Source organism: Amycolatopsis saalfeldensis (genome assembly GCF_900110575.1).
GTDB lineage: Bacteria > Actinomycetota > Actinomycetes > Mycobacteriales > Pseudonocardiaceae > Amycolatopsis > Amycolatopsis saalfeldensis.
The window spans coordinates 191643-218578 of record NZ_FOEF01000011.1 but is presented as its reverse complement, the minus strand read 5'-3'; the positions used below and the strand labels follow the sequence as shown (position 1 = coordinate 218578).

General features: G+C 70.1%; 25 protein-coding genes. 10 read left to right on the top strand and 15 right to left on the bottom strand.

Annotated features, from left to right (window positions below):
• Positions 1–4: 4 nt before the first annotated feature.
• Positions 5–361 (bottom strand): hypothetical protein, encoded by a 357-nt coding sequence (locus BMY97_RS24820; RefSeq protein ID WP_091620379.1) that lies wholly within the window; start codon positions 359–361, stop codon positions 5–7.
• Positions 358–1668, bottom strand: coding sequence for a PepSY-associated TM helix domain-containing protein (locus BMY97_RS24815; protein ID WP_177231529.1), 1311 nt, complete (start codon positions 1666–1668; stop codon positions 358–360). The genes BMY97_RS24820 and BMY97_RS24815 overlap by 4 nt, the downstream gene beginning before the upstream one ends.
• Before the next feature lie 101 nt (positions 1669–1769).
• On the opposite strand from BMY97_RS24815, the gene BMY97_RS24810 reads away from it, so the two are divergent.
• From BMY97_RS24810 to BMY97_RS24795, 4 genes are read left to right on the top strand one after another with little or no spacing between them, the layout of a single operon-like run.
• Entirely contained in the window at positions 1770–2960 is a 1191-nt protein-coding gene (locus tag BMY97_RS24810; RefSeq protein ID WP_091620374.1) for a lipid-transfer protein, read from the top strand.
• Between the two features lie 13 nt (positions 2961–2973).
• Positions 2974–3411, top strand: coding sequence for a type II toxin-antitoxin system Rv0910 family toxin (locus BMY97_RS24805; protein WP_091620372.1), 438 nt, complete (start codon positions 2974–2976; stop codon positions 3409–3411).
• On the top strand, positions 3408–4241 hold the full coding sequence (locus tag BMY97_RS24800; protein ID WP_091620369.1) for a MaoC/PaaZ C-terminal domain-containing protein: 834 nt from the start codon (positions 3408–3410) through the stop codon (positions 4239–4241). Before BMY97_RS24805 ends, BMY97_RS24800 begins: the two co-directional genes overlap by 4 nt.
• A gap of 5 nt (positions 4242–4246) precedes the next feature.
• Positions 4247–5116: an SDR family oxidoreductase gene (locus BMY97_RS24795; protein ID WP_091620366.1), complete on the top strand. Its 870-nt coding sequence runs from the start codon at positions 4247–4249 to the stop codon at positions 5114–5116.
• A gap of 91 nt (positions 5117–5207) precedes the next feature.
• On the opposite strand, the gene BMY97_RS24790 is transcribed toward BMY97_RS24795, so the two are convergent.
• Positions 5208–7697 carry a DNA gyrase/topoisomerase IV subunit A gene (locus BMY97_RS24790; RefSeq protein ID WP_091620363.1) on the bottom strand — a complete coding sequence of 830 codons (2490 nt, stop codon included), beginning with the start codon at positions 7695–7697 and terminating at the stop codon, positions 5208–5210.
• A 30-nt stretch (positions 7698–7727) separates the two neighbouring features.
• Complete coding sequence (locus BMY97_RS24785) at positions 7728–11231, bottom strand: ATP-binding protein (RefSeq protein WP_091620607.1); 3504 nt, start codon at positions 11229–11231, stop codon at positions 7728–7730.
• 243 nt (positions 11232–11474) lie between these two features.
• Between BMY97_RS24785 and BMY97_RS24780 the strand changes: the two genes are divergently transcribed.
• Positions 11475–12566 (top strand): LLM class flavin-dependent oxidoreductase, encoded by a 1092-nt coding sequence (locus tag BMY97_RS24780; RefSeq protein ID WP_091620361.1) that lies wholly within the window; start codon positions 11475–11477, stop codon positions 12564–12566.
• A gap of 27 nt (positions 12567–12593) precedes the next feature.
• The gene (locus tag BMY97_RS24775; RefSeq protein WP_091620358.1) at positions 12594–13199 is read left to right on the top strand and encodes an FMN reductase; all 606 of its coding nucleotides are present in this window, start codon (positions 12594–12596) and stop codon (positions 13197–13199) included.
• 5 nt (positions 13200–13204) lie between these two features.
• On the opposite strand, the gene BMY97_RS24770 is transcribed toward BMY97_RS24775, so the two are convergent.
• Genes BMY97_RS24770 through BMY97_RS24760 form a run of 3 tightly spaced genes read right to left on the bottom strand, consistent with a single transcriptional unit; the run spans position 13205 to position 16182 of the window.
• Positions 13205–14431 carry an RNA polymerase sigma factor gene (locus BMY97_RS24770; protein ID WP_091620355.1) on the bottom strand — a complete coding sequence of 409 codons (1227 nt, stop codon included), beginning with the start codon at positions 14429–14431 and terminating at the stop codon, positions 13205–13207.
• Positions 14428–14787 (bottom strand): YciI family protein, encoded by a 360-nt coding sequence (locus tag BMY97_RS24765; RefSeq protein ID WP_091620352.1) that lies wholly within the window; start codon positions 14785–14787, stop codon positions 14428–14430. Before BMY97_RS24765 ends, BMY97_RS24770 begins: the two co-directional genes overlap by 4 nt.
• A 27-nt stretch (positions 14788–14814) precedes the next feature.
• On the bottom strand, positions 14815–16182 hold the full coding sequence (locus tag BMY97_RS24760; RefSeq protein ID WP_218156859.1) for an MFS transporter: 1368 nt from the start codon (positions 16180–16182) through the stop codon (positions 14815–14817).
• A 131-nt stretch (positions 16183–16313) separates the two neighbouring features.
• On the opposite strand from BMY97_RS24760, the gene BMY97_RS24755 reads away from it, so the two are divergent.
• Genes BMY97_RS24755 through BMY97_RS24745 form a run of 3 tightly spaced genes read left to right on the top strand, consistent with a single transcriptional unit; the run spans position 16314 to position 17589 of the window.
• A complete protein-coding gene (locus tag BMY97_RS24755) occupies positions 16314–16676 on the top strand; it encodes an ArsR/SmtB family transcription factor (RefSeq protein WP_091620350.1) in 363 nt (120 codons plus the stop codon).
• A complete protein-coding gene (locus BMY97_RS24750) occupies positions 16676–17110 on the top strand; it encodes an SRPBCC domain-containing protein (protein ID WP_091620347.1) in 435 nt (144 codons plus the stop codon). The genes BMY97_RS24755 and BMY97_RS24750 overlap by 1 nt, the downstream gene beginning before the upstream one ends.
• 53 nt (positions 17111–17163) lie before the next feature.
• The gene (locus BMY97_RS24745) at positions 17164–17589 is read left to right on the top strand and encodes a PGPGW domain-containing protein (protein ID WP_091620344.1); all 426 of its coding nucleotides are present in this window, start codon (positions 17164–17166) and stop codon (positions 17587–17589) included.
• Here BMY97_RS24745 and BMY97_RS24740 read toward each other — a convergent pair.
• Positions 17586–17930 (bottom strand): hypothetical protein, encoded by a 345-nt coding sequence (locus BMY97_RS24740; RefSeq protein ID WP_091620342.1) that lies wholly within the window; start codon positions 17928–17930, stop codon positions 17586–17588. The two genes, BMY97_RS24745 and BMY97_RS24740, sit on opposite strands and share 4 nt — an antisense overlap.
• 102 nt (positions 17931–18032) lie before the next feature.
• On the opposite strand from BMY97_RS24740, the gene BMY97_RS24735 reads away from it, so the two are divergent.
• Positions 18033–18704 (top strand): TetR/AcrR family transcriptional regulator, encoded by a 672-nt coding sequence (locus BMY97_RS24735; protein ID WP_091620338.1) that lies wholly within the window; start codon positions 18033–18035, stop codon positions 18702–18704.
• Here the strand turns inward: BMY97_RS24735 and BMY97_RS24730 are convergent.
• From BMY97_RS24730 to BMY97_RS24700, 7 genes are all read right to left on the bottom strand, one after another.
• Positions 18667–19347, bottom strand: a complete 681-nt coding sequence (locus tag BMY97_RS24730; RefSeq protein WP_091620335.1) for a Rossmann-fold NAD(P)-binding domain-containing protein — start codon at positions 19345–19347, stop codon at positions 18667–18669. The genes BMY97_RS24735 and BMY97_RS24730 overlap by 38 nt on opposite strands.
• Positions 19344–19742 carry a carboxymuconolactone decarboxylase family protein gene (locus tag BMY97_RS24725; protein ID WP_091620332.1) on the bottom strand — a complete coding sequence of 133 codons (399 nt, stop codon included), beginning with the start codon at positions 19740–19742 and terminating at the stop codon, positions 19344–19346. The genes BMY97_RS24730 and BMY97_RS24725 overlap by 4 nt, the downstream gene beginning before the upstream one ends.
• Before the next feature lie 72 nt (positions 19743–19814).
• The gene (locus BMY97_RS24720; RefSeq protein WP_091620329.1) at positions 19815–22310 is read right to left on the bottom strand and encodes a LamG-like jellyroll fold domain-containing protein; all 2496 of its coding nucleotides are present in this window, start codon (positions 22308–22310) and stop codon (positions 19815–19817) included.
• A 25-nt stretch (positions 22311–22335) separates the two neighbouring features.
• The gene (locus tag BMY97_RS24715) at positions 22336–23325 is read right to left on the bottom strand and encodes an ABC transporter permease (RefSeq protein ID WP_091620326.1); all 990 of its coding nucleotides are present in this window, start codon (positions 23323–23325) and stop codon (positions 22336–22338) included.
• Positions 23322–24299 (bottom strand): ABC transporter permease, encoded by a 978-nt coding sequence (locus tag BMY97_RS24710; RefSeq protein ID WP_091620324.1) that lies wholly within the window; start codon positions 24297–24299, stop codon positions 23322–23324. Before BMY97_RS24710 ends, BMY97_RS24715 begins: the two co-directional genes overlap by 4 nt.
• Positions 24289–25845: a sugar ABC transporter ATP-binding protein gene (locus tag BMY97_RS24705; RefSeq protein WP_091620321.1), complete on the bottom strand. Its 1557-nt coding sequence runs from the start codon at positions 25843–25845 to the stop codon at positions 24289–24291. Before BMY97_RS24705 ends, BMY97_RS24710 begins: the two co-directional genes overlap by 11 nt.
• On the bottom strand, positions 25845–26930 hold the full coding sequence (locus BMY97_RS24700) for an ABC transporter substrate-binding protein (RefSeq protein ID WP_091620602.1): 1086 nt from the start codon (positions 26928–26930) through the stop codon (positions 25845–25847). Before BMY97_RS24700 ends, BMY97_RS24705 begins: the two co-directional genes overlap by 1 nt.
• Between the last annotated feature and the right edge of the window lie 6 nt (positions 26931–26936).

Genomic DNA, 26936 nt, shown 5'->3' with positions numbered 1-26936 from the left:
GCGATCAGGCCGGCCGCCAGGTCGTCTGCATCCGGACCACCAGCACGGCCAGCACCAGCAAGGCGATGGCGATCAACACCGCGGCCCACCGGCCGTCGTCGGGGGCCGTGCCCAAGGCGGCGGGCAGGATCACCAGCGAGGTCACCAGATAGGCCAGGTGCGTGCCGGGCTCGCCGGGGTGGTCGCCGCCGAGCAGGCCCGCCACGTCGGCCACCGCCTGGACGAGCAGGGCCAGCTCGATCACGGCCAGCGCCGGCAGCACCCGGCGACGGCGGTAGCGGCCGGCGAGCCCGGTGCCGAGCACCACGAGCCCGCCGGCCACGCACACCACCGTGGTGGTGAAGGCGAGGGATTCGATCACGCTTTCGCCTTGCGGCGGCGGCGTTTCGAACCGGAGCGGAACAGCCAGGTGGACAGCCCGGTCAGCATCAGCGCCAGCGGCGCGAGGCCGAGCACGAACCACACGATCCGCCACCACGGCCCGACCAGCCAGCCGAAGTGGGCGGGCTCGAAGACGTTCTCGTAGAACGTGTTCGCGCCCGGCTGCGGTTTGGCGTCCACATCGGACACATGCGTCGCGTCGTGGCTGTCGACGTACACCGTGTGGTCGCCGCCGAAGAAGGCACGCGCGCCGTACGGCTGGTAGCCGGGGCTGGCGACCGAGACTTGGTAGTACCCGTTCTTCGACGTGATCAGGTAACGCACTTCGCCGGGCGTGACGGCCAGCGCCGCGGCGGCCGCCCGGTCGATCCCGATCTCGGGGGTACCGGGCGCCGCGGGGTTCGCGGTGAACGAGTACTTGGCCGGATCCGCAGGCGCGCCGCCAGTGATGGCGAGCCACGCGTCCTTCGCCTGCGGCAGGTAGAACGCGGCGCCGGTGACGCCCCACATCAGCACGAACGGCACCGTCACGATGCCGATCACGTTGTGCAGGTCGTAGTCGCGGGCGAACCGGCCCTTGCCCGTGCGCACGCGGAAGCTGTGCGAGAACCGCCGGAACCCCGGCCACCACACGACGACCCCGGTCACCGCCAGCAGCACCATCAGCAGGCCGAGCACCACCAGGATCAGCTGCCCCCAGCTCGTGCCCGGCGGCCAGTCGAACCCGACCGACGGCACCGGCGCGGCCAGCCACGAGACGTAACCCGGGTCGTTCGCGCAGGTGAGCCCGCAATCGTGCAGGTTGACCAGAAAGCCCATCACCCCGTCCTCGACCGGGGCTTGGCCGTTGATCCGCCCGGTGCCGGGGTCGACGGCGTACGCCTGCGCGTAGTCCGCGTCGCCGACCGCGAGGATCCCGCCGTCGGCGCTGACCCAGGCGGGGGAGAACTCGGGGTGGGCCGCGGCGACGATGTCGCGCGCCTGCTGGAAGCCGATGGGGTGCGCGCTGCCGGTGTGCCGGTAGAAGCCGCCGTGCGTGGCCCGGTAGTACTCCGGGTGGAACAGCAGCACGGCGCCGGACGTCGTCTCGAGCACCAGGAAAAGGCCGAGTACCAACGAAGTCCACCGGTGCGTCAGCACCAATGCCCGGCGGACGGGCTTGCGGCGCAGCCACCGCCGGAAGCTCCCCTTGCGGGCCGCGCGGACTGGTTCCGTGCGGGCCAGTTCTTCGGTGCTGATGGTCGCCCCCTCGATCTTGCTCGGAGGTGAGGTTAGCCTTGCCTTCACGGCGAGGTAAAGCCCCTGTGATCCACGCACCTTTCCCGGTCTTGTAAAATACATTCAGGTCTGTATCTTTGTTGCCAACGCCTACACGAGGGAGTGCCGCGGTGGCGAACAAGGTGTACGTCGTCGGTGTCGGGATGACGAAGTTCGAGAAGCCCGGCCGCCGCGAGGGCTGGGACTACCCGCAGATGGCCAGGGAGTCCGGCAGCAACGCACTGGCCGACGCCGGGATCGAGTACGACCAGGTGCAGCAGGCCTACGTCGGGTACGTCTACGGGGAGTCGACCTCGGGCCAGCGCGCCGTCTACGAGCTGGGCCTGACCGGCATCCCGGTGGTGAACGTCAACAACAACTGCGCCACCGGCTCGACCGCGCTGTACCTGGCGGCGGAGGCGATCCGCGGCGGCCGCGCGGACTGCGTGCTGGCGCTGGGCTTCGAGAAGATGAAACCCGGCTCGCTCGGCTCGACCTTCGACGACCGCGAGCAGCCCATGGGCAACCACATGCAGGCCCTCGCGGAGATCTCCGAGGTGCTGTTCCCGCCCGCGCCGTGGATGTTCGGCGCCGCCGGGCGTGAGCACATGAAGGCCCACGGCACCACGGCCGAGCAGTTCGCGAAGATCGGCGAGAAGAACCACCGGCACTCGGTGAACAATCCGTACGCGCAGTTCCAGGACGCGTACACGCTCGAAGACGTCCTCGGCTCGCGGATGATCTACGACCCGCTCACCAAGCTGCAGTGCTCGCCGACGTCCGACGGCTCGGGCGCCGCGATACTGGCGAGCGAGTCCTATGTGGACGCCCATGGGCTGGCGGGCCGCGCCGTCGAGATCGTCGGCCAGGCCATGACCACCGACTTCGCGAGCACGTTCGACGGCAGCGCGAAGAACATCGTCGGCTACGACATGACCAAGCAGGCCGCGGTGCGCGTGTACGCGCAGTCCGGGCTCGGCCCCGGGGACTTCCAGGTGATCGAGCTGCACGACTGCTTCTCCGCCAACGAACTGCTCACCTACGAGGCACTCGGCCTCTGCGCGGAGGGCGACGGCGGCGAGCTCGTCGACTCCGGCGAAACGACGTACGGCGGCAAGTGGGTGGTGAACCCGTCCGGCGGCCTGATCTCCAAGGGCCACCCGCTCGGCGCGACCGGGCTGGCGCAGTGCGCCGAGCTGACCTGGCAGCTGCGCGGCGACGCGGGCAAGCGTCAGGCCGGCGCGGTCGGAGCCGCGCTGCAGCACAACATCGGGCTCGGCGGCGCCGCCGTGGTCACCGCGTATCAGCGAGCCGTTCGTTAGGAAAAGGAGCACTATGGGCCGGATCAGCGCGTCCGTCGAACTGCCCGCCACGCCGGAGAAGGTGTGGGCGGAGTTCGCGGACCCGAACAACTTCGAGAAGTGGCTGACCATCCACACCAAGTGGAAGGGCGACGTGCCGGCGCGGTTCGAGCTGGGCGCGCAGGTGTCCGAAGTGGTCACGATGCTCGGCATGCCGAACACGATCACCTGGACCGTCGACGAGTACGCGGAGCCGTCGAAGCTCGTCATCTCCGGCACCGGGATGGCCGGGGTGAAGGTCAGCTTCGCGCTGTCGGTGCAGGCCGGCGGCGCCGGGGCGATCGCGGCGATCGACGCCGAGTTCTCCGGGCAGATGATCGTCGGCGCGCTCGGCAAGGCCGTGGAGAAGGACGGCAAGAAGAACCTGGACTCCTCGCTGGAGAACTTCAAGCAGCTGGTCGGGGCCTCATGACGGAGGGCTTCGACCCGGCGGGACTGGACCGGTGGACCGACGAAAGCCGGTTCGAGGTCACGCGCGCCCGCCTCGTCGAGTACGCGGCGGCGACCAACGACCCGATCCCGGCCCACCGTGCGGGTGACGTCGCGAGCCCGGTGTTCGCGATCGTGCCCGTGTTCCAGTCGCTGCTGGAGCCGGCGCTGGAAGTGGTGCCGGCGGGGCTGTTCGGGCGGGTCGTGCACGGGGAGCAGGATTTCCGCTTCCACCGCCCGATCCGGCCCGGGGACAAACTCGTTTCGCGCGCGAAGATGACCGGCTACGAGGGCCTGCCGAACGGCACGCGCGGCACGGTGTACCTCGAAACCCGCGACGAGGCGGGGGAGCCGGTGAACGAGCAGTACGTGACGCTGTTCGTCCGCGGCTTCGACACCGGCGAGACGCGCGGCACCCTGGGCCCGGACCACCGTTCGGCGCGTTCGGGCGCGCCCGCCGCGAAGGTGGCGCAGCACGTCGACGACGACCAGACGTTCCGCTACGGCCCCGCCGCCGGCGACCCGATGCCGATCCACCTGGACGCCGAGGTGGCCCGCGCCGCGGGTCTGCCGGGCATCATCGCGCATGGCTTGTGCACCATGGCTTTCGCGTCGTGGGCGCTGCTGACCTCGGTGGGGGAGCGTCGCCGTCTGCGGCGCTTGGCGGTGCGGTTCGCGAAGCCGGTCCTGCCGGGAGAGGACCTCGACACGACGATCTGGCGCGCGGGCGCGCTGAGGTACGCATTCGAAACCACTGTCGGCGACACCGTTGTCCTGAAGGACGGCCTCGCCGAGTTTGCCGAGCAGGAGTAAATCGCATGGGAGCATTGGACGGCCGCGTCGCCGTCATCACCGGCGCGGGCCGCGGCATCGGCCGGGAGCACGCGCTGCTCTTCGCGGCCGAGGGCGCCGCCGTCGTGGTCAACGACCTGGGCGGAGCCAACGACGGCACCGGCGCCGACACCACACCCGCCCAGGAAGTGGCCGACGAAATCCGCGCGTCCGGCGGCCAGGCCGTGGCGAACTCCGCGAACGTGACCTCCTGGGCCGACGCCGCGAGCCTGATCGACCAGGCGGTGTCGGAGTTCGGCCGCCTGGACGTGGTCGTCAACAACGCGGGCATCCTCCGTGACGCGTTTGTGGCGGGGATGACCGAAGAGCAGTGGGACGCGGTGATCGCCGTGCACCTGAAGGGCCATGTCGCGGTCCTGCACCATGCTGCGGCGTATTGGAAATCCCGCGCCAAGTCGGGTTCCCGAGTGGCCGCGTCGGTCATCAACACCGCTTCGGCTTCCGGCACGACCATGCCGAACCCGGGGCAGGTGAACTACGGCGCCGCCAAGGCCGGTATCGCCGCGATGACCTTGGTGGCCGCGCAGGAACTGGAGCGCTACGGCGTCCGCGTCAACGCCATCGCGCCCATCGCGCGGACCCGGCTGACCCTGGCCACTCCCGGCATGGGGGCGATCTTCGCCCAGGAAGTGGCGGAGGGTGAGTTCGATGCCTTCTCTCCGGCCAACATCTCGCCTCTGGTCGCCTACCTGGCCACGGAGAAGTGCCCGATCACCGGCAAAGTCTTCGCGGTGCAGGGGGAAGCCATCTCGGAGCTGGCCGGGTGGCACGACGTCCGGGTGGTGGAGACGGAAGGGCCTTGGCGGATCGAGGACATCGCTGCTCGGCTGCCTTGAGGCGGTCCGATGCACCGTGATCCGCAGCCAGAACAGAGGCGGCGCCCCCTTGCCGAAGTGCCCGGCAAGGGGGGGCCGCTGCCAGTGCCTCTCAGTCCCGCTCGATGGCGTGCCCCACGACGTCCGGGCCGGGGTGGGCGTGGCCGGAGCCGTCGCGGCGCAAGTCCACTTCCGGGAGTTCCACGGGATCGCCGTTGCGGGCCGCGCCGGCTGGGCGTGGGCCGATCCAGGCCACTGCCACGCTGGTTTCGCCCTTCAGGAAGCGGTGGGCTCGGACGCCGGCGGTTGCCCGGCCCTTGGCCGGGTACTCGCTGAACGGGGTCACCTTCACGCTTTGGCCGGTCGCCGTCACGACCATGGGCTCGCCGTGTTCCTCGTCGTCGGTGCGGACCGCGCCGAAGAAGACCGCGCTGCCGCCGGTGGGGAGGTTGATGCCCGCCATGCCGCCGCTCTTCAGGCCCTGCGGGCGGACCAGCGAAGCGGCGAAGCGCAGCAGCGAGGCCTCGGAGGACATGAAGGCCAACGTTTCGCTGCCGTCGGTCAGCCAGGTGGCGCCGACCACCTCGTCGCCGGGCTTCAGGGAGATCACCTCGAACTCGTCCGAGCGGACCGGCCACTCGGGGGCGCACACCTTCACCACGCCGCCGCGGGTGCCGAGGGCCAGGCCCGGCGAGTCGGCGGCCTGCTCGCCCAGCGGGGCGATGCCGACCACGGTCTCGCCCTTTTCCAGCGGTACCAGCTCTTTGGCGGCCATACCGCCACGCAGTGACACCGTGCCGGCCTGCTCCGGCAGGACCGGCAGGGGCAGCACGTCCGTCTTGAACGCCCGGCCCCGGCTGGTCACCAGCAGCACCTGGCCACGCGCGGTGGTGTGCACGACGGCCGAGACGGCGTCGTGCTTCACTCGGCCGTTTCGGCGCCGCACCTCGGACGCCTCTTCCGACTCGGCGGCCGTTCGCGCGACCAGGCCGGTGGCCGAGAGGATCACCTGGCACGGGTCGTCCGTGATCTCCAGCGGGCCGGACGGCTTCGAGGCCGCCAGCACCTCCTTGAGGTCACCGTCGATCAGCCGGGTGCGCCGCTCGGTGGGGAAGTCCTTCGCGATCTTCGCCAGCTCCGACGAGACGAGCTTCTTCAGCACCGTCTCGTCGTCGAGGATCGTGCTCAGCTCCGCGATCTCCTCGCGCAGTTTGTCCTGTTCGGACTCCAGCTCCAAGCGGTCGTACTTGGTCAGCCGGCGCAGCGGGGTGTCGAGGATGTAGGCGGCCTGGATCTCGGAGAGCTTGAAGCGCTGCATCAGGCCGTCCTTGGCCGCCTGCGCGTTTTCGCTTTCGCGGATCAGCTTGATGACCTTGTCGATGTTCAGCAGCGCGGTCAGCAGACCCTCGACGAGGTGCAGCCGCTCTTCGCGCTTGCGGCGGCGGTAGCGCGTGCGCCGCGTGACGACCTCGTAGCGGTGCTTGAGGAAAACCTCCAGCAGCGCCTTGAGCCCGAGCGTGCGCGGCTGGCCCTCGACCAGCACCAGGTTGTTGATGCCGAAGGACTGCTCCAGCGGCGTCAGCCGGTACAGGTCGGCCAGCAGTGCCTGCGGGTTCACGCCCACCTTGCACTCGATGACCAGGCGGGTGCCGTTCTCGCGGTCGGTCAGGTCCTTGACGTCGGCGATGCCGGTGAGCCGCTTGGACTTGTTGACCTCGTCGGTGATCTTCTCGATCACCTTCTCCGGCCCCACGCCGTACGGCAGCTCGTTGACCGTGATGGCCTGCCGCCCGCGGCTGCCCTCCAGCGGCCCGGTTTCGACGTTCGCGCGCATCCGCACCACGCCGCGGCCGGTCTCGTAGGCCTGGCGCACCGCGTCGAGGCCCAGCAGCGCGCCGCCGGTCGGCAGATCGGGGCCGGGGACGAACTCCATCAGCTTGTCGAGCGTGGCGTTCGGGTGATTGATCAGCCACCGCGCCGCGTTGATGACCTCGCCCATGTTGTGCGGGATCATGTTGGTCGCCATCCCGACCGCGATCCCGGACGTGCCGTTCACCAGCAGGTTCGGGAACGCCGCGGGCAGCACCGAGGGCTCCTGCAGCGACCCGTCGTAGTTCGCCCGGAAGTCGACGGTCTCCTCCCCGAGCTCGCCGACGAGCAGCATCGCCTCGGGCGACATGCGGGCCTCGGTATAACGCGAGGCGGCCGGTCCATCGTCTGGGCTGCCGAAGTTTCCGTGCCCGTCGATGAGCGGGGCGTTCATCGAGAAGTCCTGGGCCAGCCGGACCATGGCGTCGTAGATCGCCACGTCGCCGTGTGGGTGGTACTTGCCCATCACGTCGCCGACCACGCGGGACGACTTCACGTACGCGTGGGTCGGGCGGTAGCCGTTCTCGTTCATCGAGTACATGATGCGGCGGTGGACCGGCTTGAGGCCGTCGCGCGCGTCGGGCAGGGCGCGGGAGTGGATGACCGAGTAGGCGTACTCCAGGTAGGAGTCCTCCATCTCGGTCTGCAGCGGGTTGTCGAAGACCTGCGCGCCCGGCTGGTCGAACGCGCTCGCGTCCACCCGCGTCACCGGGGTCTTGCTACGGCGAGCCATGGCTCACAACTCCTTGGGAACGAAGGAAAATCAGACGTCGATGGCTTCGCGGTCGACGCGGTCGGAGGATTCGACGAGCCAGTTGCGCCGGGGCTCGACCTTCTCGCCCATCAGCAGCTCCAGCGCGTTCTCGGCGGCTTCCACGTCGTCGAAGCTGATCCGCCGCACGGCGCGGGTGGCCGGGTTCATCGTGGTCTCCCACAGCTCGTCGGCGTCCATCTCGCCGAGGCCCTTGAACCGCTGCACGGGGGTGACGATCTGCTTGCCCGACCCCTCCAGTTCGGCGAACCTCGTCTCCATCTCGCGCTGGGTGAAGGTGAAGTGCGTCTCCGGGCTGCGGCCCTTGGTGACCAGCTTGTGCAGCGGCGGCATGGCCGCGTACAGCCGGCCGTCCTCGATCACCGGCCGCATGTACTTGGCGAACAGCGTGATCAGCAGGGTGCGGATGTGCGAGCCGTCGACGTCCGCGTCGGCCATCAGGATCACCCGGCCGTAGCGCATCGTGGTCAGGTCGAACGTGCGCCCGGTGCCCGCGCCGAGCACCTGCACGATCGACGCGATCTCGGCGTTCTTCAGCGTGTCGCCGAGCGAGGCCTTCTGCACGTTCAGGATCTTGCCGCGCAACGGCAGCAGCGCCTGGTACTCCGAGACCCGCGCCATTCGCGCGCTGTTGTGGACGAAGACGCCGGCTTCCAGCGCGAAGTTGTGGTAGCCCTCGACCGTCAGATCGTAGACATCGGCCGTCTCGCCCAGCGGTTCCACGGTCGCGACCGTGTGGTTCACCTGCGACGCGGCTTCGCGCAGCCGGGCCTGATCGCCGTCGAAATGAGCCAGCAGCTTGGCGAAGCGCGGGCCGGTGCGAGCCTGCTCCAGGCGCAACGCCTCGTAGGCGTCGGCGAGTTCCGCGTCCGGCAGCGACAGCAACCCGGACAGGCGCTTCAGCGCGGCGATGCGGCGCCCGTCATTCTGCTTCTCCACCCGCTCGGCGCGGGGTACCGAGGCCACGTAATGGGCGCGGCCGGCTTGGACCTTCGACAGATGGCCAGTGGCGGGATCGCTCATCCGTATCTTCATCCGGATCGAGTGGCGTTCCCCGAACTCCGGGTGCTGGTCGTGCCAGGCCACGACGGCAGCCCGCTGCCGCTCCCGCTCGGCGGGATCCGAGAACTGTTCCGTGGTGGCCTGCGAACGCCACGAGAGCAGTTCCTCGTCTTGCCACTGGGCCTGGGAACGCTCGCGCCATTCCGCACGCCGGCCGGGCGCCGCGAAGAAGAGGCGAACCCGTTCCGCGGCGTTCGCACGGTGCTCCGGAGATGCCCAGTACTCGGCCTGCCGCTGCCGCATCCGCTCGGCGTAAGCCGCCTTCTCACTGTCACTGAGCGACGCGTACCAGTCCTGGAAGCCTTGTTCGATCCGCTCGCGGAACTCCGGGTCTTCGTTGCGCGCCGCGAGCCGGGCCAGGCACGCCTCGCGGAAGGCGGGATCCTGCCACTGTGCCGACAGCATGGCTGACTTGAACTCCAGGCCACCGTTGGTGAGCCAGGCACGGTAGCCCGCGTGCACGTGTTCGCCCATCATCGACGCGTGCAGGGCGGCGTGGTCCTCCCACGTCATCCGCCGGATGTTGCGCGGGTCGTTGTTCCGCTTGTCCATGTCGACGTGATGGCGGACAGTGCCGTTGCCGGCGCTGTCCAACTCGTGCCTCAAGTTGTAGCTGTCCGCGAGGTAGTGCGTGTAGACCCACTCGTCCCGGTCGTTCATCCAGACGCGTTCGTAGCCGTCCAGCTTGTCGCCTTCGGCCTTGCGCGAGACCGACCGGTACAGCGGCATCAGCGAATCACCCGGGGTGAGCGCGTCCGCACGTCGGTACGAGCCGTCGCGAAGCCGGAAGAGGTGGTCCGGTGTGCACCGGACCGATTCGCCGTTGTCCAAGGTGACGCGCACGAGGGGCGCGGCGCGTTTCGTCAGCCGCGGCTCCACCAGCGGCACGACCACGACCCGGCCCGCCTTGTTGGTCGCATAGCCGAAATGGGTGACGCCCTTCTCCCAGTCGGCGGTGAGATCGGCGAACGAACGGCTCTTCCCGGAAGCCAGCGCCACCCTTGTGTCTCCAGTAAAACACCCTAGGGCGCTGTCGCCTTCGACCAGGAACAGTTCGCTGCGGGCGACGCCGGTGGTGCGGCAGTCGACGAGCTTCGGCGGCATCGCCGCGCCCTCCAGGGCGGTCTTGCGCCGGGCGGCGTCCTTCTGCTGCTTCTGGGTGAGACGAACGCGCGCGGCGTCGACCACCTTCTGCAGCACGACCTTCGCCTCGGACTTGGTCTTGCGGTCCTCGACCCAGGCCTTGACGTGCTTGTCGACGACGCTCTGGATCACGCGGGTGATGCCGGCGGTGGACAGCTCGTCCTTGGTCTGCGAGGTGAACTGCGGCTCCGGGATGCGCACGTGGATCACGGCGGTCATGCCCTCGAGCGCGTCCTCCAGCGTCGGCGGGTCCTCCTTGGGCTTGAGCAGCCCGCGGGTCTTGCCGATCGCCTCCTGCAGCGATTTGGTGACGGCGCGGTCGAAGCCGCGCCGGTGGGTGCCGCCGTGCACGTTGCGGATCGTGTTGGTGAAGCACTCGACGGTGCGCTCGTAGCCGGTGCCCCAGCGCAGCGCCACCTCGACCTCGGCGCGACGCTCCACATTGGACTGCATCACGCCGCTGGCGTCGGCCGCGTTCTCCTTGTACGTGCCCTCGCCGTTGATGACCAGGGTGCCGCAGACCGGCTTCTCGCCGTCCGGGGTGAGGAAGTCGACCATGTCCACCAGCCCGTGCGGGAAGTGGAAGGTCTCCTCGTTGATCGTGTCCTCGATGGCGGTGCGCAGCACGTACGTGACGCCGGGGACGAGGAACGCGGTGTTGCGCAGCTTCGCGCGCACGCCCTCGACGTCGAGTGAAGAACCGGTTTCGAAGTACCGCGTGTCGTACCAGTAGCGGATCGACGTGCCGCTGCGCTCGCCGCGCTTCATCTTGCCGGCCAGGGTGAGGCCGGAGCGGCGGGTGAACTTGGCCTTCGGGCCGGGGCCGTCGAACGTGCCGGGCACCCCGTGCGCGAACGACATCTGGTGCACCTGGCCGTTTTGCTTCACCGTGACGTCGAAGCGGTGCGACAGCGCGTTCACCGCCGACGCGCCGACGCCGTGCAGCCCGCCTGAGGTCTTGTAACCGGAGCCGCCGAACTTGCCGCCCGCGTGCAGCCGCGTGAGCACCAGTTCGACGCCGGAAAGGCCGGATTTGGCGTGGGTTCCGGTGGGGATGCCGCGCCCGTCGTCGTCGACCTGCACGCTGCCGTCCGCGTGCAGGGTGACCACGACGCGGGTCGCGTGGCCGGCCACGCCCTCGTCGGTCGAGTTGTCCACGACCTCGGAGAAGAGGTGGTTGATGCCCCGGCTGTCGGTGGAGCCGATGTACATCCCGGGCCGTTTGCGGACCGCTTCCAGGCCTTCGAGATGGGTCAGGTCGTCGGCCCCGTACAGAGTTTCAGCAGTCACGAGGTCGCTCTCCCGGATCAAGGCAGCTGGCGGTGGACAGGGTTCGGTGCGCACGCCGGAGCTGTGCTCCCGGGCTGACACCGTACTGCAGGATATCCGCACCCACCGACAGCTTCCGCGCCCTCGGGTCCGGGTGTGGCGGCACAGCGTGTCCCAGGTCACCGGTATGGTCAAGAAGGAATACATCTTCCGCGCGAGTGGTTGAGCGCAGAGCCACGCAGGAACCAGCGTCGAGGAGCGGTCATGCAGTTCGGAATCTTCACGGTGGGCGACGTCACGACGGACCCCACCACGGGCACGGCGCCGTCGGAGCACGAGCGCATCAAGGCGATGGTCCGGATCGCCCGCAAGGCCGAGGAGGTCGGCCTGGACGTGTTCGCCACGGGGGAGCACCACAACCCGCCGTTCGTGCCGTCGTCGCCGACCACCATGCTCGGCTTCATCGCGGCGCAGACGGAGAAGCTGGTGCTCTCGACGTCGACCACGCTGATCACCACGAACGACCCGGTGAAGATCGCCGAGGACTTCGCGATGCTGCAGCACCTCGCCGAAGGCCGCGTGGACCTGATGATGGGCCGCGGCAACACCGGGCCGGTCTACCCCTGGTTCGGCCAGGACATCCGCCAGGGCATCCCGCTCGCGATCGAGAACTACGCGCTGCTGCGGCGGCTCTGGCGCGAGGAAGTGGTGGACTGGGAAGGCAAGTTCCGCACTCCGTTGCAGGGCTTCACCTCCACCCCGCGCCCGCTCGACGACGTGCCGCCGTTCGTCTGGCACGGCTCGATCCGCAGCCCGGAGATCGCCGAGCAGGCCGCGTTCTACGGCGACGGCTTCTTCGCCAACCACATCTTCTGGCCGACCCAGCACTACCAGCAGCTGATCGCCTTCTACCGCCAGCGTTACGAGCACTACGGCCACGGCCAGGCCGACCAGGCCATCGTCGGCCTCGGCGGGCAGGCGTTCATCCGGCCGAAGTCGCAGGACGCGTGGAACGAGTTCCGGCCGTACTTCGACCAGGCGCCGGTGTACGGGAACGGGCCGTCGCTGGAGGACTTCACCGAGCAGACGCCGCTGACGGTCGGCAGCCCGCAGGAGGTCATCGACAAGACGCTGACCTTCCGCGAGCACTTCGGCGACTACCAGCGCCAGCTGTTCCTGATGGACCACGCCGGCCTGCCGCTGAAGACCGTGCTGGAGCAGCTCGACCTGCTCGGCGAGGAGGTCGTTCCGGTGCTGCGCAAGGAGCTCGAGGCGAAGCGCCCGGCGCACGTTCCGGACGCTCCCACGCACGAGTCGCTGAAGGCCGCGCGTGACAGCGAAAACGCCCTCGTCTGAGTCTTTACCGAGTCTGGAGAAGAGAAAATGACCGCACGCACCATCGCCGTGGTCACCGCCGGGCTGAGCCAGCCGTCGTCGACGCGGCTGCTGGCCGACCGGCTGGCGGAGGCCACCCGCGCCGCACTGGGCCCCGAGACCACGGTCGAGGTGATCGAGCTGCGCGAGGTGGCCGTGGACGTCACCAACAACCTGCTCACCGGTTTTCCCAGCCCGCGGCTGCGCAAGGCGATCGACACCGTGACGCGGGCCGACGCGCTGATCGCCGTCACGCCGGTCTTCACCGCGTCGTACAGCGGGCTGTTCAAGTCCTTCTTCGACGTGCTGGACAAAGAAGCGCTCGACGGTAAGCCCGCGCTGCTCGCCGCGACGGGCGGCACGGAACGGCACTCACTCGTGCTGGACTTCGCGCTGCGCCCGCTCTTCGCGTACCTTCGCGCCACGCCGGTGGCGACGGGTGTGTACGCGGCTTCGTCGGACTGGGGCAGCGTCGCCGCGACGGGTGCGTTGCAGCAGCGTGTCGAGCGCGCGGCGGGAGAGCTGGCGGCGCTGGTCTCGGCGGCGCCCGAGGCCGTGGGTGAGCCGGAGTTCGCGTCGGTTCCGTTCGAGCAGCTGCTTTCCGGTGGGGTGTAAGGGGTTTAGTCCAGGAGGTTGCTGATGCGGCGGGCCAGGAAGCGGCGGTCCGCCTCGTCGGTGGCCAGTTCCAGCGCCTGCTGGTAGGCCTCGATGGCCTCCGGGCGACGGCCGAGCCGGCGCAGCAGATCGCCGCGGGTGGCGGGCAGCAGGTGGTAGTGCGCCAGCCGCGGGTCCTCCCGCATGGCCGTCACCAGCGCGAGCCCCGCCTCGGGGCCGTCCGCCATGGCGACGGCGACCGCGCGGTTCAGCTCCACGACCGGCGACGGCAGGCGTTTCAGCAACTCGCCGTACAGCGCCGCGATCTGCGGCCAGTCGGTCGCCCCGGCGGTGGGCGCGCTCGCGTGGCACGCCGCGATCGCCGCCTGCAACTGGTACGGCCCGGCCGAGGCGCGGCGCCGGGCCGTCTCGGTCAGTGCCTTTTCCACCAGCGCCAGCCCTTCCTCGATCGCGCCCGCGTCCCAGCGGGAACGGTCCTGGTCCTCGAGCGTGACGAGCTCGCCTTCGTCGTCGAGGCGCGCTTTACGGCGTGAGGATTGCAGCAGCATCAACGCCAGCAGTCCCTCGATCTCCGGCTCGGCGGGCATCAGCTCCGCCAGGATCCGGGCGAGCCGGATGGCCTCCGCGCACAGATCGGGGCGGGCGGGCCCGTAACCCTCGTTGAACAGCAGGTACACCACACCCAGCACCGCCGTCGTCCGCTCCGGCAGCAGGTGCGCGGGCGGCACGCGGTAGGGGATGCCGGCTTCGCGGATCTTGCGTTTCGTCCGCACCAGCCGCTGCGCCATCGTGGACTCGGTGACCAGGAACGCCCGCGCGATCTCCGCCGTGCTCAGCCCGCCGAGCGTGCGCAGCGTCAGCGCGACGCGGCCCTCCAGCGGCAACGCCGGGTGACAGCAGGTGAACATCAGCCGCAGCCGGTCGTCCTGGACGCCGCTGGGGTCGGCGTCCGGCTCGTCGTGCGAAGCGAGCGTCGCGACATCGCGGAGCTTCGCTGCTTCGGTGGCGCTTCGCTTGAGACGCGTCAGGGCGTGGTTGCGTGCGGTGGTCGTGAGCCAGGCGCCCGGCCGTTGGGGGATGCCGTCGCGGGGCCAGCGTTCGAGCGCGCGGGCCAACGCCTCCTGCGCGGACTCCTCGGCCAGGTCCCAATCGCCGGTCAGCCGGATCAGCGTGGCGATCACCCGGCCGCCCTCCTCGCGGAAGGCGGCCGTTACCGCGGCCTCGGTGTTCAGGCCTGCTCCGGTGCTTCAAAAGGCCACAGCGGACGGACTTCGATGGTCCCCCACGACGCGGCCGGGTGCTTCGACGCGACCTCGATCGCCTCGTCCAGGTCCGCGCACTCCAGCAGGTCGAAGCCGAGGATCTGCTCCTTCGTCTCGGCGAAGGGCCCGTCCGACAGCAGCACCTCGCCGTCCTTCACCCGCACGGTGGTCGCCATGCTCGCGGGCCGGAGCCGGTCGCCGATCAGGCGCACGCCGCGGCCGTCCATCTCCGCCATCCACGATTCGGTGGCCGGGTCGGCGGGGCCGTCCTCGGGCGGCTTGCTGCCCTCGTTGCTCTGGCCGCAGATCAGCAACATGTAACGCATCGGATCGCTCCTTCTCTCGGGTGGTTCCTACCGCGCTTCGGGCGCGAGGTCGAGCCGGCGGGGCCGCAGGATGGTCGCGCCGGCCAGGACGCCGAGCCCGGCGAGCACCGCCGCGAAGGCGAACGCCGGGCCGTCGGCCGTCGATGTGGCCACTGTGGACAGTGCGGCGACGCCGATCGCGCCGCCGACCTGGAACGCCGCGGTGTTGACGCCCGAAGCGACCCCGGCGTCCGGTTCGGCGGCGCCGGCCAGCGCCGCGGTGGACCCGGCGAGCCCGCCGCCGCCCAGCCCGAAACCGACCAGCGCCAGCCCGGGCAGCAGGCTCAGCAGGTACGGGCCGTCCGGCGACACCGTGGTCAGCGTCAGGCAGCCGGCGGCCACCGAGGCCAGACCGGCGACGGCGACGGGGCGGTAGCCGAACCGCGTCACCGCGGCCTGCCCGGCGGACGCGCCGACGATCGCGAGCACGGGCAGCGCGGTGGCGGCGAGCCCGAACATCAGCGGGGACAGGCCGAGTTCCCGCTGCGCGTATTCGGAGACGGTGAGGGAGGTGCCGAAAACCGCCATCGCGCCCGCCAGCGTCACCAGGTTCCCGCCGGTGACCAGGCGGGAACGGAACAGTCCCCAGGGGACCAGCGGCGCCGCCGAGCGTCGTTCGGTCGCGGCGAACGCCAGGAACAGCCCGGCCGAAACGGCCAGCAGCACCAGCGTCCACGGGCTGGTCCAGCCGCCCTCCGGCGCGCGGGTCAGCGCGAGGAGGCCGCAGGCCAGCGCGGCGGTGACGGTCACCGCGCCCGTCACGTCGAAGCCCCGCGCGGTGCGTTCCCGGCTCTCCCGCAGCAGGCTCGCGCCCGCCAGCAGCAGCCCGGCGGCCACGGGCACGTTGAGGAAGAACACCCAGGGCCAGCCCAGTGCGCGGGTCAGCGCGCCGCCGACGATGAGCGCGGCCGTCGCGCCGATCCCGCCGACCGAGGACCACGCCGCGATGGCCCGGTTGCGCTCGGCGCCGCCCGGGAACGTGGTCAGCACCAGCGAAAGCGCGCTCGGTGCCATCAGCGCGGCCGAAACGCCTTGCAGCACACGCGCGCCGATCAGGATCGCGGGTGTCCAGGCCAGTCCGCACAGCAGCGACGAGACGAGGAACAAAGCCGTCCCGCCGAGGAAGACCCGGCGCCGTCCGGCGAGGTCCGCGACGCGGCCGCCGAGCAGCAGCAGGCCGCCGAAGCTGAGCAGGTACGCGGTGAGCACCCACTGCGCGTTCCCGGCGGCGAAGCCCAGGGCGCGGTCGATCGAGGGCAGCGCGAGCAGCACGATCTGCGAGTCGAGGATGACCATGAAGTTGGCCGTGCAGAGCACTGCGAGCGCCGCCCAGCGGCGGGGGTCGGGCTGGTTCACGACGGTCTCCTTTCCCGGTTCGTTACCACCCCGACTATCGGGACCCACCGGAATCGACAGCCGGGAGCGAGCTTTCTTGAAACTTAAGTATTTACTTGACTATCGGCGGGTGCGGGCGGATAGTCAAGGACATGGTTAACGATTCGGACTGGCTCGACCGGGTGTTCCAGGCCTTGGCCGACTCCACCCGGCGCCGGCTCGTCGAGCGGCTGGTCCGCGGGCCCGCCGCGGTGAGTGAGCTGGCCCGGCCGTTCGCCATGTCGCTGCCCGCGGTGATGCAGCACCTCCAGGTGCTCCAGGACTGCGGGCTGGTGCGCTCGGAGAAGAACGGCCGGGTCCGCACCTGCCGGCTCGAGCCGGCGGGGCTGCGGCTGGCCCAGGAGTGGCTGGGCGCGCAGCGCACCGACTGGGAGCGCCGGCTGGACAGCCTCGGCGACTTCCTCACTGATGAACCACCGGAAACCGACGAAGGACCCAACCCGGGGAGCAAGTGATGACCGACGTTTTCACCAAACACACCACGTTCACGCTGGAACGCCGTTACCCGGCACCGCCCGCGAAGGTGTTCGCCGCCTGGTCCGACCCCGCGGCCAAGGCCGCCTGGTTCGCCACGCCCGGCGGCGAGCACTCCCTGGACTTCCGCGTCGGCGGGCAGGAGGTGAACGCCGCGCGCGGGCTGGTGTTCACCGCCGAATACCACGACATCGTGCCGGGGGAGCGGATCGTCTACTCGGGCACCATGCGCTCGCCCGCCGGGATCATCACCACGATTTCCGTGACCACCATCGAACTGGAGTCCGACGGCGACGGCACGCATCTGGTCCTCACCGAGCAGGGCACGTTCCTCGACGGGCACGAGGACCCGTCCTGGCGCGTGCAGGGCACCGGTGACTGGCTTGACCAGCTGGGCGCCCACGTGGCCGGGTAGTCCGCGCCCGGAGCGGGCAGACTGGCGGAACCGGACACGGGAGGGGAAAGCGCATGGGAGTCGGCAAACCGGTGAAACGGGTGGCGGCCGCGGTGGCCGGCGGGGTGCTGGTGGCCGTCGGCGTGGTGCTGCTGGTGCTGCCCGGCCCCGGGCTGCTGCTGGTGCTCGCGGGCCTGATCGTGCTGGCCTCGGAGTTCCCGGCGCTGCAGAAGTTCGTCGACCCCGTGCGCCGGCGCGCGATGAAGGCGGCGGAGGACAGCGTCGCGTCACCGCTGCGGATCGCGGGTTCGGTGCTCGCCGGTCTGGGCCTGATGGCCGCCGGGGTGGTGTGGGGGCTGGTGAAGTCGCTGCCGTTCGGCGGCTGGAGCGCGGGCTCGAGCCTGATCCTGTCCGGGCTGATCCTCTTCACGCTGCTGATCTGGAGCTACCGCCGGGTGCAGGCCCGTCGCGCGGAGCCGGACCCGGCGCCGGAGGCCTAGCCGACCGTCCCCGGCCCGGTGATGACGATCGTCTGGCTGAGGAACTTGGCTCCCGGGCCGCAGTGGTCCTTGACGTCGACCTCGTTGACGTTGACGGTCAGGTCGATGTCGGTGCGCCGGCCGTGCGCGTCGCCGTTCGAGGTGAGGCTCACCGCGTCGCCGTAGTCACCGATCGCGCCGGTGAGCACGACCTTCGCCTTGGTCCCGTCGTTGTCGCTGTAGTCCGTGAGATTCACGTTGCCGTTGTCCGGCGCGGCGGCTGGTGCCGAAGCCGAACCACACCCGCTCACCATCAGGGCGACGAAGGTGAACACGACGGTGAACACAGCCGTTTTGCGCATGACTTCAGTGTGTTGCCGGTCGTTCGGCGGGACATCGGGGAAGTCACCCAATGGACCCTGAGACGGCCGTTAAAAGACTGCCGGGCTGCTATTCTCGGCCCGGTGAGCGCCGGTTTCCAGCGCGCGCGGCGGCCCGAGCAGATCGAGGCCCGGCGCGTCACGATCCTCGAGACGGCGACCGCGATGCTGCGCGAGCGGCCGGTCGCCGAGATCAGCCTGCGTGAGCTGAGTGACCGCGTGGGGCTGGCGAAGTCCAATGTGCTGCGCTACTTCGACAGCCGCGAGGCGATTTTCCTCGAGGTGCTGGACGGGGTGTGGCGGGCGTGGCTGGACGGCGTCGAGCGGGAGCTGGCCGAGCCGGTCGAGGAGGGGCCGGGGTACGCGCGCGAGGAGCGGGTCGCCGCGACGATCGCGCGTTCGCTGCGGGGGGACCGGCTGCTGTGCGAACTCATCAGCGCCATGGCTTCGGTGCTGGAGCGCAACATCTCCATCGAGTTCGCGCGCGGCTTCAAAGCGCGCGCGGCCGCCAACACCGGCCGCCTCGCCGGGCTGGTCCGGGCCCGGGTGCCGGAGCTGTCGGACGAGGGCGCGAACCACTTCGCGGGCGCCGTTTTTGTTGTGGTGGCGGGATTGTGGCCGTTCGCCAATCCGACCGAGGCGGTCGCGACGGCGGCGGCCGAACTCGGCGCGCCGCCCGCGTCGCGGATGTTCGCGGACGGCCTCACCGAGGGCCTGGTCAACCTGCTGGTCGGTCTCGTCGCCCGGCAGCGGTGATGTCGCGCGGCTCGAGGATCTGCCGCGGGTAGCCGTCGGCGGTCACCGACACCATCGCGCGGCCCAGTTCCTCCGTGGTGGTGACGGTCGCGGGCGCCACCCGGCGCAGCACGGCGAACAGCGGCCCGGTGAATCGGTAGATCACCCGGTACAGCGGGGTTTTCGAGGTGATCCCGTGCATCGGCTGGACCGCGCCGGGCCGGAAGAAGTACGTGGTGAGTGGCAAGCGCTTCAGCGCGTTTTCCGTGGCGCCCTTGACCCGCGCCCAGCGGATGCGCCCGCGCTCGCTGCTGTCGGTGCCAGCGCCCGACACGTAGATGAACGTGCTGTGCGGCCGCGCGTCCACCAGCGTCCGGGCGACGGAAAGCGTGAGCTGGTAAGTGATCCGCTCGTACTCCTCGGCCGGCATACCAGCGGAGGAGACGCCGAGGCAGAAGAAACACGTGTCGTAACGGGAGAGTTCGGCGGTGTGCCCGCTGAGGTCCGCGAGGTCTTCGGGGACCAGCTCGGCCAGTTTCGGGTGCACGGTGCCGGTGGCCGTCCGCCCGACCGTGAGGACCTGCTCGACGCGGTCGTCGAGCAGGCATTCCCGCAGCACGCCCTGCCCGACCATGCCGGTCGCGCCGAACAGGAGCACCTTCATGCCCCGGTCACCGGCAGCAGCCCGCGTTCGCCGAACACCTTCTTGGCGACGAACGTGGCGTTCAGCGCCTTCGGGAACCCGCAGTAGGCCGCCGCCTGCAACAGCGCCTCGACGATCTCCGCCGGCGTCAGCCCGACGTTCAGCGCGGTGCCGATGTGCACCTCCAGCTGCGGCTCGCACCCGCCGAGCGCGGTCAGCATGCCGAGCGTCAGCAGCTGCCGGTCCCGCGGCACGAGCGCGGGCCGCGAGTAGACCTCCCCGAATCCCCAGGAGACGATCTGCCGGGCCATGTCCGGCGCGATGTCCCCGAGGCTTTCGATCACCCGCTGGGCACTGCCGTCGCCCACGGCGTTCATGGTCTCGACCCCGAGTTGGTACCGCTCTTCTTCGGTCATGCCCTGTTCCTACCAGGAGAACACGAAGAAGGCCGCCACGGGGGAGATCCCGTGACGGCCTTCCTGGCTCACTCACACACCGGAGCTGTAAAGCGTCGCCACCTCCTGCTCGGTCAGCGCGCGGTCGTACACGTGGACCTGGTCGACGGCGCCGTTGAGGTAGTCGACCGGGTTGCCGCCGAACTGGCCGCGCCCGATCACGGTGTGGCCGGTCGACGCCTCGCCGAGGCAGACGTTGCGGCTCACGGCCTGCTTGCCGTCCACGTACAGCGCGAGCTGCCCCGTGGCGGCGTCACGGACACCGACCAGGTGGTACCAGCGGCCGGCTTCCGGCGTCATCGGCGCGAGGGCCCGCACGCCGACGAAGCTGAACGCCAGCTTGTGGTCCGCGCCGGAGTACTGCAGGAAGAACGCGCTGTGGTCACCGCCGTCCTGGCTCACCACGGTCTGGAAGCCGTCGCCCAGCGCGGTGAACTTCACCCACGCCGCGACGCTGTAGCTGCCGTCGGTCTTGACCAGCGGCGCGCCGGTGTCGGCGTACTGGCCGGAGCCGTTCACCGCCAGCGCCGAGCCGCTGTGGCCTGCCGTCCAGCCGGCGCCGCCGACGAGGGTGGCGTTGTGGCCGCCGACCGTGTCGGCCGCCGTGGTGCCGGTGTTCTCGTCGAACGGGTAGGCGGCGATGCCGTCGATGCCCGGGGTGCCCTGCGAGGCCACCGGGCCCTTGACCGGCGCGCCGGTCGCGCCCTTGATCACCGCCTGGTTCGCCGCGCGGACCGCCGCGAAGTCCATCTTCTTCACCTGACGGTCGTAGGTGAGGAAGCCGTTGACCTCCTTCTCGACGTCCGTGGTCTGCGTGTAGACGCCGGCCGAGACGCCGCATTGCTGGGCCGCGAGCAGAAGCCGTTGCTGCAGCTCGCCGTAACGCTTCGTAAGAGTCGCGCTGTCCGGCTCCATTTCGTACGCGAAGCTGCCGGCCGGGTCGAATTGGTGACCGTCGACCTTGAGCCCGAGCCCGCCGTACTCACCGTCGACGGCGGCTCTCGTCGCGTCCGGTGTCGGGGTGCCCGGACCGGTGTAGGTGTGGTCGTCGTAGATGTTCCCGCGGCCGCTGTCCGGTTCGGACCGGCAGCAGTTCACCCCGGACTCCGCGTCCACCAGCCGGGTCGGGTCCCAGGACTTGACCTCGTCGGCGATCCGGCCGACCTGGTAGTCGCCCCAGCCCTCGTTGAACGGCACCCAGGTGACGATCGACGGGAAGCTGCGGTGCTGGTCGATCATCCGGTGCATTTCGGACTCGAAGTTCACCTGGGCGGCCGGGGTCGCTTCGACGTCGTCCTTCATCGCCGGCATGTCCTGCCACACCATCAGCCCGAGCTTGTCGGCGTAGTAGTACCAGCGGTCCGGCTCGACCTTGATGTGCTTGCGCACCATGTTGAAGCCGAGCGCCTTCTCCTGCTGCAGGTCGAACTTCAGCGCGGCGTCGGTCGGCGCGGTGTAGATGCCGTCCGGCCAGAAGCCCTGGTCGAGCGGGCCCAGCTGCATGACGAACTTGCCGTTGAGCAGCATGTGCTGCTTGCCGTCCGCGGTCTTGCCGACCGAGATCGAGCGCAGCCCGAAGTACGAGCCGACACTGTCCCCTGAGGACAGTGACACCCGCAGGTCGTACAGGAACGGGTCGTCCGGCGTCCACAGGTGCGGCTTGTCCACCTTGAGCTGCAACGGTTTGTTGGCTTCACCGGTGGCCCGGCCTACGACGCGGCCGTGGTCGTAGGCGATGGCTTCGACGCGTTGCCGCACCGGGCCGCCGACCTGGGCGGTCACCGACACCGAGCCGTTCGCGACGTCCGGTGTGGTGTCGACGCGGTCGATGTGCGCCGGCGTGACCGGCTCCAGCCACACGGTCTGCCAGATGCCGGACGACGGGGTGTAGAAGATCCCGTCGCCGGGCTGGCGCTGCTTGCCCAGCGGCTGGCCGCCGGCGTCGTTCGGGTCGGCGACGCCGACCACGATCTCCTGGTTCTTGGCCGTGGTCAGCGCGTCGGTGACGTCCACGGAGAACGCGTCGTACCCGCCGGTGTGGTGGGTGACCTCGCGGCCGTTGACGTACACCGTGGCGTCCCAGTCCACGGCCTGGAAGTGCAGCAGCAGCCGCTGGCCGCGGCCGCCGACCTGCCAGTTGTTCGGCACCTGGAACGTGCGCCGGTACCACATCTGCGTTTCGTGGCGCATGATCCCGGACAGCGCGGACTCCACCGGGTAGGGCACCAGGATCCGCTCGCCCAGCGAGCGGCCGATCGGCGGCGCCTCACCGGGCTGGGCCTTCGCGAACTCCCAGACGCCGTTGAGGTTCTGCCACTTGTCGCGGGTCTGCTGCGGGCGCGGGTAGTCCGGCAGCGCGTTGGTGGGCGAAACCTGGTTCGTCCACGGGGTGGTCAACGGTGGCGTCAACCGTTGCCACTGTGGAGAAGCCGCGGCCGTGGCCGGGGCACTCGAGAGACCGGACAGCACCACGGCGAGCGCGGCCGCCGCCGTGGCCCATCGGCCTGGTCTGCGGGCAGGACGGAACATCGTCGAACCTCCTGTGTGTGACGGGTCAGGACCGGCGAGAACGAGCCAATAGCCGTTGGATCACGACGACGATCAGCAGGAACGCGCCGCTGACCACCGTCTGGTAGTTGGAGTCGAGGGTGCCGACCTGGTTGATCACGTTCTGGATCAGGATGCGCAGCAGCACGCCCACGAGCGTGCCGATGATCGTCCCGGCGCCGCCCGTGAGCAGGGTGCCGCCGATGACCACCACCGAGATGGCGTCCAGTTCCGTGCCGACGCCGAGCACCGTGACGCCGGACTGGAGGTACGCCGCGGTGAGCACGCCGGCCAGCCCGGCGAGAGTGCCGCTGAGCGTGTACAGCGTGATTTTGGTGCGCACCACGGGAAGCCCCATCAGCAACGCGGACTGCTCGGCGCCGCCGAGCGCGAACACCGACTGCCCGAACCGCGTCCGCCGCAGCACCACTCCGCCGATGGCGAAGAGGATCAGCGCGAGGTACACGGGCACGCCGATGCCGAAGATCGTGCCCTGGCCCAGCCACAGGAACGCGGAGCCGACGGGCACCTTGTACGTGGTGGCGCCTTCGTTCGTCAGCGCGAGCAGCAGACCGCGCGCGAACAGCAGCGAGGCCAGCGTGACGATGAACGGCGCCATTTTCGTCCGGGCGATCAGCAGCCCGTTCACCAGCCCGATCAGCGCGCAGACCACCAGCGGCAGCACGATCGCGACGGCCAGCCCGTACTGCGAGCCGTACGCGGCCAGCACGCCGCCGAGCGCGTACACCGAGCCGACCGACAGGTCGATGCCGCCGGAGATGATCACGAACGTCATCCCCAGCGCGATCACGGCCAGGAACGAGCCCTGCAACGCCAGGTCACGCAGGTTGTCGGCGGAGCCGAAGCGCGGGAACGCGAACCACGCGGCGATGACCCCGAGCACGAGCACCACCGCGGCGCCCTGCCGCTGGATCACCCCGGCGAACTGGGCACCGCGGGAGGAGCCCGCGGTGTCGGTTTCGGTGACGGCGGTCATCGGCTGCTCCGCTCACGGGCGACGTAGACGGCCGCGACGATGATGGCCGCCTGGACCATCTGCGCGGCCGAGTCCGGCAGGTTGTGCTTGATCAGGGTCGCGTGCACCAGCTGCATCAGCAGCGCACCGAACACCGTGCCGAGCACCCGCACCCGGCCGCCGGTCAGCGGCGTGCCGCCGACCACCACGGCGGTGATCGCGGACAGCTCCATCAGCAGGCCCAGGTCGTTGGGGTCGCTCGCGCCGAGCCGCGCCGTGGACAGCACGCCGGCGATGGCCGCCAGCGCGCCGGAGATCACGTAAACGCCCATGAGCACGCGTTTCACCGGCAGCCCGGCCAGCGTCGCGGCCGGCCGGTTGCCGCCGACCGCCACCAGGTGACGGCCGAAGGTGGTGCGCCGCACCAGCAGCCCCGCCAGCACGGCGAGCACCGCGGCGACGAGCACCATCACCGGGATGCCCACCACCTCGCCCGTGCCCAGCGCGAGGAAGTCCTGGTTGTGCAGCTCGACGAGCTGGCCATGCGCGATCACCAGCGCCAGCCCGCGTCCGCCGACGAGCAACGCCAGCGTCGCGATGATCGGCTGGATGCCCAGGCGCGCCACCAGGAAACCGCTGAACAGCCCGGAAACAACCCCCGCGAGCACCGCGACGATGACCGCTGTGACCGGCCCGGCGCCGAGGTACAGCGGCACCAGCGCCGCGGCCACCGACATCACCGAGCCGACCGACAGGTCGATGCCCTCGGTGCCGATCACCAGCGCCATGCCGAGCGCGACGATGCACACCGGCGCGGCCTGCACCAGCTGCGTGCGGAAGTTGGCCGCGGACAGGAAGTTCTCCGTGAAGACCACGTTGAACAGCAGCAGCACGACCACGGCCAGGTACACGCCGTAGTTCTGCAGCCAGCCGGTCAAGGCTTGTTTGTGCCGGTGAGAACCGCTCTGAACACTCACGAGTTCTTCAGTGACCATCGTCGCCCCCCGCCGCGATCGCGGCCAGCACGTTGTCCTCGGTGATGGCTTCGCCGGTCAGCTCGCCGGCGACGGAGCCGTCGCGCAGCACCACCACGCGGTCGGCGCCGTCGAGCAGCTCTTCCAGCTCCGAGGAGATCAGCAGCACGGCCAGGCCTTCCCGCGCCAGCTCGTCGATCAGGGCCTGGACCTCGGCCTTCGCCCCGACGTCGATGCCGCGCGTGGGCTCGTCGAGCAGCAGGATCTTCGGCCCGGTGGCGAGCCAGCGGGCCAGCAGCACCTTCTGCTGGTTGCCGCCGGACAGCTCGGAGACCTTCTGCTCCGGGCTCGCCGCCTTGATCCGCAGCCGGTCCATGAACGTCTTCACCACGCGGTCCTGCTTGGCCCGGTTGACAAAACCCAAGGTGGACAGCGAAGGCAGCGCGGCCAGCACGATGTTCTCGCGCACGGACAGGTTCGGGATGATGCCGTCGGCCTTGCGGTCCTCGGCGAGCAGGGCGATCCCGGCGCGCATGGCGGCCGCGATCCGGCCGCGTTTCAGCGGCTTCCCGGCGACCAGCACGGTGCCGCCGTCGAGCGGGAACGCGCCGACCAGCGCCCGCGCCGTCTCACTGCGCCCGGACCCGAGCAGCCCGGCCAGCCCGACGACCTCACCGGGCCGCACGCTGACCGAGACGTCGTGCAGCTTGTGCCCGCCGGAGAGGTTTTCCGCGCGCAGCAACGGCTCCCGCTCGGCATGGTGCTCCTCGCCGAACGCGGTGACCCCCTCGGCGCGGATCTGCCGGATCTCCCGGCCCAGCATCATCGACACCAGCTCGATCCGCGGCAGCGGCTTCAACGGTCCACTGTGGACGACCTTGCCGTCGCGCAGCACCGTGACGCTGTCGCAGACCCGGTACAGCTCGTCGAGCCGGTGGCTCACGTAGATCACCGCGATGCCCTCGGCGTGCAGCCGGGCCAGCACCTCGAACAGCGTGTCCACCTCGCGCGGCTCGAGCGAGGACGTCGGCTCGTCCATCACCACCACGCCGGCGTCCGTGGACACCGCCCGCGCCAGCGCGACCATCTGCTGCGCGCCGACGCCGAGCGTGTGCAGCGGGCGCCGCACGTCGGCTTCGATCCCGTAGCCCTTGAGCAGCTCGCGCGCGTCCGCGTTCAGCTTCGCCCAGTCCACCAGGCCCGCGCGGGTGCGCGGCTCGCGGCCGAGGAAAACATTGCTCGCGATGCTCATCAGGGGGACGAGGTTGACCTCCTGGTAGATCGTGGAGATGCCGGCGCGCTGCGCGTCGATCGGCCGGCGGAACCCGACCGGCGCACCGAGGTGGCGGATCTCGCCCTCGTCCGGCCGGTACACGCCGGTGAGGACCTTGATCAGGGTGGACTTGCCGGCGCCGTTCTCCCCGACCAGGGCGTGGACCTCGCCCCGGCGCAGGGAGAACGAGACGTCGTCGAGGGCCACCGTGCCGGGGAACCGCTTGGTCACCCCGGCCACCTCGAGCACCGGTGCGGACGTGGTCACCACGTCCTCGTCGGCCGTGCTCGTCATCAGAACGCGTTCCCGACCTTCTGGGCCGCGTTCGACTCGTCGTAGGCGCCATCGGAGATCACGATGCTCGGCGCGATCGGCTGCCCGCCCTCGAACTGCTGCAGCGTCTGGAAGGCGAGCGGGCCGAACCGCGGGTTCGACTCGATCACGGCGTTGTAGCTGCCGTCGGCGATCAGCTGCACGGCGTTGCGCGTGCCGTCGACCGAAACGATCTTGACGTCCTTGCCCGGCGCCTTGCCCGCGGTCTTCAGCGCGTTGACGGCGCCGATGCCCATCTCGTCGTTCTCCGCGTACACGGCGGTGAGGTCGGGGTGGCTCTGGATCAGCTGCTCCATCACCGCCTGGCCCTTCGACCGGTCGAAGTCACCGGTCTGCTCGGCCACCACGGACAGGCCGGGGGTCTTGGCCAGCTCGTCCTTGAAGCCCTTGGTGCGGCCGGTCGTCACGTCGTTGCCCGACGAGCCGAGCAGGATCGCGACCTTGCCGGAGCCGCCGGTCGACTTCACCAGCGCGGCGGCGGCGCGGTGGCCCTGCTCCACGAAGTTGGAGCCGATGAACGTCAGGTAGTCGGTGCACGGCTTCGAGGTCACCTGGCGGTCGATGGTGACCACGGGGACCTTCTTGGCCTTCGCCGCGTCGAGCGCCGGCGCCAGGCCGTCGGAGTTCAGCGGGGCCACGATGAGCAGCTGCGCGCCGCGGTCGAGCAGCGACTTGATGTCGCTGATCTGCTTGTTGAGGTCGCTCTGCGCGTTGGTGGTGAGCAGGTGGTCGGCCGGGATGCCGAGCTTGGTCGCCTCGTCGCGGATGGACTGCGTCTCGGCGATCCGGAACGGGTTGGCCTCCTTCTCCGACTGGGAGAAGCCGACGATCGCGGTCTTCGGATCGATCTTGGGGTACCCGGTCTTGGCCAGCGTGCAGCCGTCGGCGGTCGGGGCCGTCGACGCGGCCGAAGCGGCCGGGCCGGCACCGTTGGAGGGCGCGGACGGGGTTGCCTCGCGGCTGGTGCAGCCGGTGAGGACGAGGGCCGCGGCGGCACCGGTCACGAGGACCAGCCGGGTGCGGCGGGCGGGGACGGAGAAAGACACGGCGGA